At 68.0% G+C, this 9,484-nt stretch carries 9 protein-coding genes and 2 pseudogenes; 6 read left to right on the plus strand and 5 right to left on the minus strand.

The window, feature by feature from the left end; genetic code table 11:
• Positions 1 to 180: 180 nt before the first annotated feature.
• From ACRDTL_RS19365 to ACRDTL_RS19375, 3 genes are read right to left on the minus strand one after another with little or no spacing between them, the layout of a single operon-like run.
• The gene (locus ACRDTL_RS19365; RefSeq protein WP_431508316.1) at positions 181 to 1,053 is read right to left on the minus strand and encodes an SAM-dependent methyltransferase; all 873 of its coding nucleotides are present in this window, start codon (positions 1,051 to 1,053) and stop codon (positions 181 to 183) included.
• Between the two features lie 2 nt (positions 1,054 to 1,055).
• Entirely contained in the window at positions 1,056 to 1,874 is an 819-nt protein-coding gene (locus tag ACRDTL_RS19370) for a mycofactocin-coupled SDR family oxidoreductase (RefSeq protein ID WP_431508317.1), read from the minus strand.
• Positions 1,874 to 2,188 (minus strand): putative quinol monooxygenase, encoded by a 315-nt coding sequence (locus tag ACRDTL_RS19375; RefSeq protein ID WP_431508318.1) that lies wholly within the window; start codon positions 2,186 to 2,188, stop codon positions 1,874 to 1,876. Before ACRDTL_RS19375 ends, ACRDTL_RS19370 begins: the two co-directional genes overlap by 1 nt.
• Positions 2,189 to 2,343: 155 nt before the next feature.
• Between ACRDTL_RS19375 and ACRDTL_RS19380 the strand changes: the two are divergent.
• Positions 2,344 to 4,854: pseudogene (locus tag ACRDTL_RS19380) on the plus strand (DNA translocase FtsK 4TM domain-containing protein); the annotation flags it as partial.
• Between the two features lie 11 nt (positions 4,855 to 4,865).
• Here the strand turns inward: ACRDTL_RS19380 and ACRDTL_RS19385 are convergent.
• Positions 4,866 to 5,405, minus strand: a complete 540-nt coding sequence (locus tag ACRDTL_RS19385; RefSeq protein WP_431508319.1) for an amino-acid N-acetyltransferase — start codon at positions 5,403 to 5,405, stop codon at positions 4,866 to 4,868.
• Positions 5,406 to 5,505: 100 nt separating this feature from the next.
• On the opposite strand from ACRDTL_RS19385, the gene pgsA reads away from it, so the two are divergent.
• From pgsA to pspM, 4 genes are all read left to right on the plus strand, one after another.
• On the plus strand, positions 5,506 to 6,039 hold the full coding sequence (pgsA, locus tag ACRDTL_RS19390) for a CDP-diacylglycerol--glycerol-3-phosphate 3-phosphatidyltransferase (protein ID WP_431508320.1): 534 nt from the start codon (positions 5,506 to 5,508) through the stop codon (positions 6,037 to 6,039).
• Positions 6,040 to 6,132: 93 nt separating this feature from the next.
• A complete protein-coding gene (gene clgR, locus ACRDTL_RS19395) occupies positions 6,133 to 6,471 on the plus strand; it encodes a transcriptional regulator ClgR (RefSeq protein ID WP_431508324.1) in 339 nt (112 codons plus the stop codon).
• Between the two features lie 107 nt (positions 6,472 to 6,578).
• Entirely contained in the window at positions 6,579 to 7,391 is an 813-nt protein-coding gene (pspA, locus tag ACRDTL_RS19400; protein ID WP_431508321.1) for a phage shock protein PspA, read from the plus strand.
• A gap of 15 nt (positions 7,392 to 7,406) precedes the next feature.
• Positions 7,407 to 8,237 carry a phage shock envelope stress response protein PspM gene (pspM, locus tag ACRDTL_RS19405; RefSeq protein WP_431508322.1) on the plus strand — a complete coding sequence of 277 codons (831 nt, stop codon included), beginning with the start codon at positions 7,407 to 7,409 and terminating at the stop codon, positions 8,235 to 8,237.
• Between the two features lie 84 nt (positions 8,238 to 8,321).
• On the opposite strand, the gene ACRDTL_RS19410 is transcribed toward pspM, so the two are convergent.
• Positions 8,322 to 8,744 (minus strand): limonene-1,2-epoxide hydrolase, encoded by a 423-nt coding sequence (locus ACRDTL_RS19410; protein ID WP_431508323.1) that lies wholly within the window; start codon positions 8,742 to 8,744, stop codon positions 8,322 to 8,324.
• 42 nt (positions 8,745 to 8,786) lie between these two features.
• Here ACRDTL_RS19410 and ACRDTL_RS19415 point away from each other — a divergent pair.
• Positions 8,787 to 9,484 (plus strand): annotated as a pseudogene (locus ACRDTL_RS19415) (glycosyltransferase); the annotation flags it as partial.

Raw genomic sequence — 9,484 nt, forward strand, 5'->3', positions numbered from 1 at the left:
CCAGCCCGGCCATCCCAGGCCCGACCCGAGGAACCCACAAAGGAAAAGCTGGTACAAGCCAGCAGATCACGCACGCCCCATTACATCCACGCCCGACCGCACCCCACCGAAATCCGCAAGCGAACGCTGGAAATTACCCATCCACGGATTGAGGCTTAGAGCTCGGCGAGTAGGGGAAGGTCAGCGCTTTTCGGCGTAGGCCGACCATTCCAGCTGTGACGCGGAAAGGTTGCGGCCCGTCGGCTCGACATACCGCCGGACGAACTCATCGGGCCCGGCCTGCTCCACCAGCCGCCACCCGTAGTCGTCGAGAAAACCAGCGACGTCCCCGGGCTCCATTCCGAAGTGCCACAGTTGGCGGCGCTGCCGCACGGTTCGGTACAACGTGCGGGTGCCGTATCGATTAGTTCCGTCGATGAAATCCCGGCGGACGTAGGTGAACACCAGCCGGCTGCCCGGTGCCACCGGGCGCAGCCCCTCCAGGGTGGCGCGGACGGCATCCTCGGTGAGGTACTGGGTTACACCTTCCCAGATGAAGAACACGCGATAGGCGGTGCGATAGCCGTGCTCGGCCAGTGCGGTGAGCAAGTCGTCACGCTCGAAGTCCAACGCCACCAACCGGACCGAGCGCGGCTGCGCACCCAGCACCCGGCGTACCGCCGCCGCCTTGCGGGTGATGTTGACCGGTTGGTCGACCTCGAAGACCGGGATGCGGCTACGTCGTGCCAAATGGTAAGCGCGGGTGTCCAATCCGGCGCCCAGCACCACCGCCGCGTCGATGTCACCGAGTGCTTCGTCGAGCTTGTCGGCGATGTAGCGCTTGCGGCAGGTCATGTTGGTCCACAGCCCGGGGCCGGTGCGGTCCATGACGCTGATGAGCAGGCGTCGGGGCACCGAGGGTCGCGTCGCCCCGACGAGCAATCGCAGCGGCGCCGGCAGAAACCGGCCCGCCAGGTCGTCGTCCACCAGCCGTCGCCCGGGCGGCTCGTTGTGTTCGATGGCCGCCATAACCATCGGGCCGAAAGCGGTCTGTGCCGCGGGATTTCGTGCCATCGTCACCGCTTGTTCAAAAAGCCGGCATCGACCGGCAGGGTGATACCGGTGATGTAGCGTGCCTGATCGGACACCAGCCATGCCACCGCGTTGGCGACGTCATCGGGTTGCAGTACCTGTATCGGCAGCGCGTTGCCCATGTCGGGCGGCGACCCGGACTCCGCGATGAGGTCGGCCAGCCACTGGCGGGTGAACTCGTTGTTGATCATCGGCGTGTCAACACCGGTCGGATGCACCGAATTAACCCTAATACTATGTGGTGCAAGTAGATTGGCATACACACGCATTAATCCGACCAGGCCGTGCTTGGCCGCCGTGTAGCCGATCGAACCGGCGTCGGCGCTGCCGATACCGGCAAGTCCCGCAGCCGAGCTGATCAGCACGATCGACCCACCGTCGCCCTGGGCGATCATCGTCGGCGTCGCGACTTCGACGGTGTGGTGCGCACCGGTCAGGTTGACGTCGATGACGTCGCTCCAGCCGTCTGCGCCGGCCTGCATCGGGGCGATACCGGCATTGGCCACCACGATGTCCAGCCGGCCGAACTCGTCGAGACCCGCCCGCACCGCGGCGCCCAGCGAGCCGCGGTCGCGGACGTCGCCGGGACGGGCCACGATGCGTGCGCCGGTGTCCTCGACGAGCTTGACGGTGTCGGCCAGCTCCTCGGGGGTGGCTAGCGGGTACGGCACGCTGGCGATTTGATCGCACAGGTCGATGGCGATGATGTCGGCGCCGTCGGACGCCAGTCGCAGCGCGTGGGCGCGACCCTGGCCGCGGGCGGCGCCGGTGATCAGCGCGACCTTTCCGGTTAGCGGGCCCATCAGGCGCGCAGCTGACCCTTGGCCGGGTCACCCGCGACGATGGGGGTGAGCATCTTGATATCGGGTGCGCCGGCCAGGTGCCCGCCGGCGTCGGTGAACATCGTGGTGACGGCCGGCGCGGTGCTATGGGCCTGCAGCGCGCCGGCGTCGGCCCACTGCTCGACGAAGACGAAGGTGTCACCGGATTCGTGCAGGGAGTACAGCTGACAGCCCGGCTCGCCGTGGACGTCGTTGACCGCGCGGGTCAGGATGTCGCGGAGGGTGTCGACCGACTCCGGCTTGGCGGTCAAGGTGGCGACGACGACGACGGGCATGCGATGAACTCCTCACTGAGTCGCAGCGATCGCAAGCGCGGCGGAGCCGGGCGCAGCGGGTCGCCGCCATGAAATAGACCGGACAGGCGTCCACCCTACTCAGGCGGGTCTGACGTTGGTCATCCTGCGTCCCGTGCCGATTGCCGAACTGACACGTTTCTGTGACCCGTGTGGCGGATGGTGTAGATGGTGTGTTAGCGACTAGGCTTGCGGTCATGCCTAGTAAGACCGTCGCCCGCTCCAGCAGTCGAACGAGCAGGTCGCGGGGTAGTTCCCGGTCGGCGCGGCCGCGGCGGAGACAATCCAAGGGGCCGAGCAAGCCGGTCAGACGCCGCAACCAGTCGCTGATCGCCACCACCTGCCTGGCTTGCGGGCGGGGAGCGCGTGCGACCTGGCTGATGGTGGCCAAGGGCGCCGGCACCGCGGCACGATCTGTAGGCCGGGCGCGCGACATCGACCCGGGTCACCGCCGCGACGGGATCGCGCTGGGGTTGCTGGCGCTCGCCGTGGTGGTGGCGGCCAGCTGTTGGCTCGACGCCGCCCGGCCGGTCGGGGCCTGGGTCGACTCGATACTGCGGACGTTGATCGGTTCGGCCGTCGTGGTGCTGCCGGTGCTCACCGTCGCCGTGGCGGTGCTGCTGATGCGCACCGGGCCCAACCCGGACGCCCGACCACGGCTGGTTCTCGGCGCGGCGATGGTCACAGTGCCGGTGCTGGGCCTGTGGCATTTGTGGGCCGGCTCGCCGGACACCCCCGATGGGCGCCGGCATGCGGCGGGCTTCGTCGGGTTCGCCATCGGCGGACCGCTTTCCGAGGGACTGAGCGTGTGGATCGCCGCGCCGCTGTTGTTCATCGGCGCGCTGTTCGGGTTGCTGTTGCTGAGCGGCACCACGATCCGCGAGGTGCCCGACACGGTGCGCGCGATGTTCGGCACCTGGGTGTTCGACCGCGGCTATTTCGCCGAGCCGGAGTATGACGACGCCGAAGACGTTGCGGCCGAGGACTTCTCCGACGGTTACTACGACGACCCGTCGGGCTATGGCGATGATGAACCGCAGGCCTGGCCATCGGGCAGCGACCTCGCCGCCGCCGACGACGCTCCCACGGTCCCGGAGCCCGCCGTGTCGCGCAGCCGCCGGAAAGCCAAACACGAAACGCCGGTAACCGACCGGGTTGTCGAGGGGCCGTACGCCCTGCCGTCGCTGAGCCTGCTGGTCGCCGGAGATCCGCCCAAGCGGCGCAGCGCCGCCAACGACCAGATGGCCGATGCGATCACGTCCGTGTTGGAGCAGTTCAACGTCGACGCGGCGGTCACCGGCTGCACCCGCGGCCCGACCGTCACCCGCTACGAGGTGGAGTTGGGCCCGGGCGTGAAGGTGGAGAAAATCACTGCGCTGCACCGCAATATCGCCTACGCGGTGGCCACCGAGAGTGTGCGGATGCTGGCGCCGATCCCTGGCAAGTCGGCCGTCGGCATCGAGGTGCCCAACACCGACCGGGAAATGGTGCGGTTGGCCGACGTGCTCACCGCGCGGTCGACCCGCCGCGATCACCATCCGTTGGTGATCGGGCTGGGCAAGGACATCGAAGGCGACTTCATCTCCGCCAACCTGGCCGGGATGCCGCACCTGCTGGTAGCCGGCGCCACCGGATCCGGGAAGTCCAGCTTCATCAACTCGATGCTGGTCTCGCTGCTGGCCCGGGCCACCCCGGAGGAGGTCAGGATGATCCTGATCGACCCGAAGATGGTGGAACTGACGCCGTATGAAGGCATTCCGCACCTGATCACCCCGATCATCACCCAGCCGAAGAAAGCCGCCGCCGCGCTGGCCTGGCTGGTCGAGGAGATGGAGCAGCGCTATCAGGACATGCAGGCGTCGCGGGTGCGCCACATCGACGACTTCAACCACAAGGTGAGATCCGGCGAGATCACCACGCCGTTGGGCAGCCAGCGCGAATACCGGCCCTACCCGTATGTGGTGGCGATCGTCGACGAGCTGGCCGACCTGATGATGACCTCGCCGCGTGACGTCGAGGACGCCATCGTGCGGATCACCCAGAAGGCCCGCGCCGCGGGCATCCACCTGGTGCTGGCCACCCAGCGGCCGTCGGTCGACGTGGTCACCGGCCTGATCAAGACCAACGTGCCGGCCCGGCTGTCGTTCGCGACGTCGTCGCTCACCGACAGCCGGGTGATCCTGGACCAGGCCGGTGCCGAGAAACTGATCGGGATGGGCGACGGGCTGTTCCTGCCGATGGGCGCGAGCAAGCCGATCCGCCTGCAGGGCGCGTTCATCACCGACGAGGAGATCCACGCCGTCGTCACCGCCTGCAAGGAGCAGGCCGAACCCGAGTACACCGAGGGCGTCACCGCCGCCAAGCCCGCCAGGGAGCGCACCGACGTCGACCCCGACATCGGCGACGACATGGACGTGTTCCTGCAGGCCGTCGAGCTGGTGGTGTCCAGTCAGTTCGGCTCGACGTCGATGCTGCAGCGCAAGCTGCGGGTCGGGTTCGCCAAGGCCGGCCGGCTGATGGACCTGATGGAGACCCGCGGCATCGTGGGGCCCTCCGAAGGGTCCAAGGCGCGTGACGTGCTGGTCAAACCCGACGAACTCGCCGCGACGCTGGCGTCCGTCCGGGGTGCCGGGGCGGACGGCGACTAGCGCTCGGCGATCTAGAGCACCATCAGCATCCGCGAGTTACCCAGGGTGTTCGGCTTTACGTAGCTCAAGTCCAGAAACTCCGCGACACCGAGGTCATAGGAACGGCACATCTCCTCGAACACCTCGGCGGTGACCGGCGTGCCGTCGATCGCGGCGAACCCGTGCCGGCTGAAGAATTCGGTCTCGAAGGTCAGCACGAACAGCCGCTGCAACTGCAGATCGCGGGCGGCCTCGAGCAGCCGGTCGACGATGGCATGGCCGATGCCGCGGCCCGTCATGGTGGGGTCGACGGCTACGGTGCGCACCTCGCCGAGATCGGACCACAGCACGTGCAGCGCCCCGCAGCCGACCACCTCGCCCTCCTGCTCGGCCACCCAGAACTCCTGGACCGCCTCATACAGCGTGACCAGGTTTTTCTCCAGCAGGATTTTGCCGGCGTAGGTGTCCACCAGCCGCTTGATCGCCGAGACGTCGGAGGTGCGGGCACGCCGGACCACCGCTGCGTTCACGGGTTGAACAGTATCGGCTTGGGCTTGGCGGGTCGCCGCCATTGGGCCCAGCGGGGAGGTAACCGATAGTCTGTTTGCCGTGTCGTGGCAGCCGCAAACCGGTCCGCTGGTCCCGCGTGTGCGCGTCACCAACGTCGCTAACATGCTGACCCTGCTGCGGCTGGTGCTGGTGCCGATCTTCCTGTTGGCGTTGTTCGCCGGCGACGGCCACGAAACCCCTAGCCGCATCGTCGCTTTCGTGATCTTCGCGGTTGCGGTGGTTACCGACCGCTTGGACGGCGCGCTGGCTCGCAACTACGGCATGGTGACGGAGTTCGGCACGATGGCCGACCCCATCGCCGATAAGACGCTGATAGGTGCGGCGATGATCGGGCTGTCGATGCTGCATGACCTGGCCTGGTGGGTCACGGTGCTGATCCTGGTGCGCGAAGTCGGCATCACCGCACTACGGTTCGCGGTGCTGCGCCGCGGCATCATCCCGTCCAGCCGGGGCGGCAAACTCAAGACGCTCGTGCAGGCGGTGGCGATCGGGTTGTTCGTGCTGCCGCTGTCGGGATCGTGGCTGGTCGCAGCGTCGGCAGTGATGGCTGTGGCCATCGTGCTGACCGTCGTCACCGGTGTCGACTACGTCGCGTCGGCGGCCAGAGACGTTCGCGCACGATCCGCTGCGCCCTGACCGGCATGCCCCGGCGGGGAACCAATGGGCCGGCCGCCGGCGTTGACCTAAATGATCGCTGTCGACCTGCCTTACCGGACCGAGGAGAGCACCATGCCGTCATTGTTGCGTGAGGTCATCGGCGACGTGCTGCGCCGGGCCCGGACATCGCAGAAGCGCACCTTGCGCGAGGTGTCCGATACGGCACGGGTGAGTCTGGGATACCTCTCCGAGGTCGAGCGGGGCCGCAAGGAGGCGTCCAGCGAGCTGCTCAACGCGATCTGCGATGCCCTGGATGTCCGGCTGTCGGAGGTGCTGGTCGACGCCGGCGCGCAACTGTACCGTCGGGAGGCCACTCAGGATCTCGCCAAGGCTGCCGCACCCAGCGCGGCCAACATCGAGCCGGGCACCAAGGTCGTCATTGGACCGGTGGCCTCGATGGTCGTCGCCTAATCATTGTCGGGCGCACGCGTAACAGCGTGTGACGATCGGCGCCAACCGATAAATTGAGGGTCACGGCAACCGCACCAGACTGACACGAAAGAAGGCGGAGCTCACCCATGGCCAATCCGTTCGTCAAATCGTGGAAGTACCTGATGGCGCTGTTCAACGCGAAGATCGACGAGCACGCCGACCCCAAAGTGCAGATCCAGCAGGCGATCGAGGAAGCACAGCGCACCCATCAGGCGCTCACCCAGCAAGCTGCGCAAGTGATCGGCAACCAGCGCCAACTGGAAATGCGGCTCAACCGGCAACTGGCCGACATCGAAAAGCTGCAAGTCAACGTGCGGCAGGCGGTGACGCTGGCCGACCAGGCCACCGCCGGGAGCGACACCGCCAAGGCCACCGAGTACAACAACGCCGCCGAGGCGTTCGCGGCGCAGCTGGTGACCGCCGAGCACAACGTTGAGGATCTCAAGGGACTTCACGACCAGGCATTGCAAGCCGCGGCGCAAGCCAAGAAGGCCGTCGAGCAGAACGCGATGGTGCTGCAGCAGAAGATCGCCGAGCGCACCAAGCTGCTCAGCCAGCTCGAGCAGGCCAAGATGCAGGAGCAGGTCAGCGCGTCGCTGCAGTCAATGAGCGAAATCGCCGCCCCGGGCAACACACCCAGCCTCGACGAGGTGCGCGAGAAGATCGAACGTCGCTACGCCAGCGCGCTCGGCGCCGCCGAACTCGCTCAGAATTCGGTGCAGGGCCGCATGCTCGAGGTCGAGCAGGCCTCCGTGCAGATGGCCGGGCACTCCCGATTGGAGCAGATCCGCGCGTCGATGCGCGGCGAGGCGCTACCGGCAGCGGGCAATGCGGCCACTCCAAACACCCCGGCGACCACCGGGGATGGCGCCGCCGAGAAGCCCCTCGGCCAGCAGTAGGCGCGGGGAGGCGAGGTGGCGGTGAGGTCGGGTCAGAGCGCCATGGCCGGCGGGCAGTTGCGGACACTGCTGCAGCGTGCTTTCGACACCGCCGGCGTGCTTTCTGACCTCCTCGCGCACAAGATCACCGCCGCCGCCGATCCGCGGGCCCGGCTGCTGCGTCGCCGTCGCCGTGCGCTGCGGTGGGGTCTGATCTTCGGCGCCGGGTGCCTCTTTTGGGCAGTGGTGACGGCGCTGCTGGCGGCATGGGGCTGGTTCGCGTTGCTGCTGGAGGTCACCGGTCTGATCGCTGCCGTGCAGGCGTTTGCAGCGACGTGGTTCCTGCTGCGTTACCGCTGGCTGCGTGCAGAGCCGCTGCCGGCGCAACGGCCCGCCAGCAGCCGTCGGCTGCCCCCGCCGGGTTCGGCCGCGCGGTCGGCAATGTTCGCGCTGGGCGCTTCCGAACGCGGCTTCTTCTCGCTGCTGGGCGTCATCGAACGGGGCAACATGTTGCCGGCCGCTGAAATCGGGGACCTGACCGCCGCGGCCAACCAGACCGCTGCGGCCATGGCCGCCACCGCCGCGGAGGTGGTGTCGATGGAGCGGGCGGTGGCCTCGACACCGCAATCCCGGGCATACCTGGTGCCCACCATCAACGCGTTCACCGCGCAGTTGAGCACCGGTGTTCGTCAGTACAACGAAATGGTCACCGCGGCAGCGCAATTGGTGTCGTCGGCGAACGGTGACCCGGCACCGTCGTCGCCGGTGTCGCGGCAGCGCTACCGCGACGAACTGGTCGGTGCGACGGACCGTCTGACCGGGTGGGCGCAGGCGTTCGACGAACTCGGCGGGCTGCCGCGGGTTTAGCGGCCGTTGATTCTGCGCCTACTGCGCAAAAGTGCGAGTAGGGTGCGCCGTCAGCGCAGAGTCAACGGTTGGGTCGTCGGTGCGTCAGAGCGTCGCTTTGAGCGACGGGATCGCCAGCGCGGCCACGCCGCGCACGGTCGCCTTGAGCATGTCGTAGAAGTCAAAGTAATCGCGCCACAGTGTGATTCGCCCGTCGTGAACCTCGAACACGCCGCAGACCCAGAACTGCAGCCGCAGCGGGCCGAAGATCAACGCATCGGTGCGTTCGGTGAGTACCGCGGCGCCGTCGGCGGCGACCCGGTGAATCTTCACCTCAAACGCGGCGCGGCCCTCCATCCGCCGAAACAGCTTCATCGCCCGGTCGCGGCCGTAGATGGTCGGTAGCCCGACGTTCTGGTACACCAGATCGTCGGCCAACACCGAGCCGGCGGTGTCGAAGTCCTCGTCGGCCAGCGCATTCAGGAAGACCTCGACCGTGCTTGTGTTCTGGGCAGTCTGTTCGGTCATGGTCACGAGCGTAGTGGCCCGCAGCTGTGGCAGGGTAAGGCCGTGCGCGTCGCGGTGGTCGCCGGGCCGGATCCCGGCCATTCGTTTCCCGCGATCGCGCTGTGTCAGTGCTTCATCGCGGCCGGCGACAGACCGATCCTGCTTACCGGGTCCGAGTGGCTTGACACCGCCCGCGCCGCCGGCATCGACGCCGTCGAACTGGCGGGGCTCGATCCCACCGCGGCCGACGACGACCACGATGCCGGGGCCAAAATCCATCAGCGGGCGGCCCGGATGGCGGTGCAGAACCTTCCGCGGCTGCGGGATCTGGCGCCGGATCTGGTGGTGTCCGACGTCATCACCGCCTGCGGGGGCATGGCGGCCGAGCTGTTGAAAATCCCGTGGATCGAACTCAATCCGCATCCGCTGTACCTGCCGTCGAAGGGGCTGCCGCCGGTGGGCACCGGGCTGGCGCCGGGCACCGGGGTGCGCGGCCGGCTGCGGGACGCCGTGATGCGGGCCCTGACGGCGCGATCCTGGCGGGCCGGCTTGCGGCAGCGTGCGGCGGCTCGGGCGGGGATCGGCCTGCCGGCCCGCGACCCGGGACCGTTGCGCCGGCTGATCGCCACCCTGCCCGCGTTGGAGGTGCCCCGCCCGGACTGGCCACCCGAGGCTGTCGTGGTGGGTCCGCTGCACTTCGAGCCCACCGAGCAGGTGTTGCCGATCCCGGCGGGCTCCGGGCCGGTGGTGGTGGTGGCGCC

Origin of the sequence: Mycobacterium sp. (assembly GCF_050700595.1) — a bacterium.
Lineage (GTDB): Bacteria > Actinomycetota > Actinomycetes > Mycobacteriales > Mycobacteriaceae > Mycobacterium.

Excerpts from the sequence above, each read along its gene's own strand:
- ACRDTL_RS19365 (WP_431508316.1), bottom strand. The coding sequence starts at position 1,053 with ATGGCACGAAATCCCGCGGCACAGACCGCTTTCGGCCCGATGGTTATG.
- ACRDTL_RS19370 (WP_431508317.1), bottom strand. The coding sequence starts at position 1,874 with ATGGGCCCGCTAACCGGAAAGGTCGCGCTGATCACCGGCGCCGCCCGC.
- ACRDTL_RS19375 (WP_431508318.1), bottom strand. The coding sequence starts at position 2,188 with ATGCCCGTCGTCGTCGTCGCCACCTTGACCGCCAAGCCGGAGTCGGTC.
- ACRDTL_RS19385 (WP_431508319.1), bottom strand. The coding sequence starts at position 5,405 with ATGGCGGCGACCCGCCAAGCCCAAGCCGATACTGTTCAACCCGTGAAC.
- pgsA (WP_431508320.1), top strand. The coding sequence starts at position 5,506 with ATGCTGACCCTGCTGCGGCTGGTGCTGGTGCCGATCTTCCTGTTGGCG.
- clgR (WP_431508324.1), top strand. The coding sequence starts at position 6,133 with ATGCCGTCATTGTTGCGTGAGGTCATCGGCGACGTGCTGCGCCGGGCC.
- pspA (WP_431508321.1), top strand. The coding sequence starts at position 6,579 with ATGGCCAATCCGTTCGTCAAATCGTGGAAGTACCTGATGGCGCTGTTC.
- ACRDTL_RS19410 (WP_431508323.1), bottom strand. The coding sequence starts at position 8,744 with ATGACCGAACAGACTGCCCAGAACACAAGCACGGTCGAGGTCTTCCTG.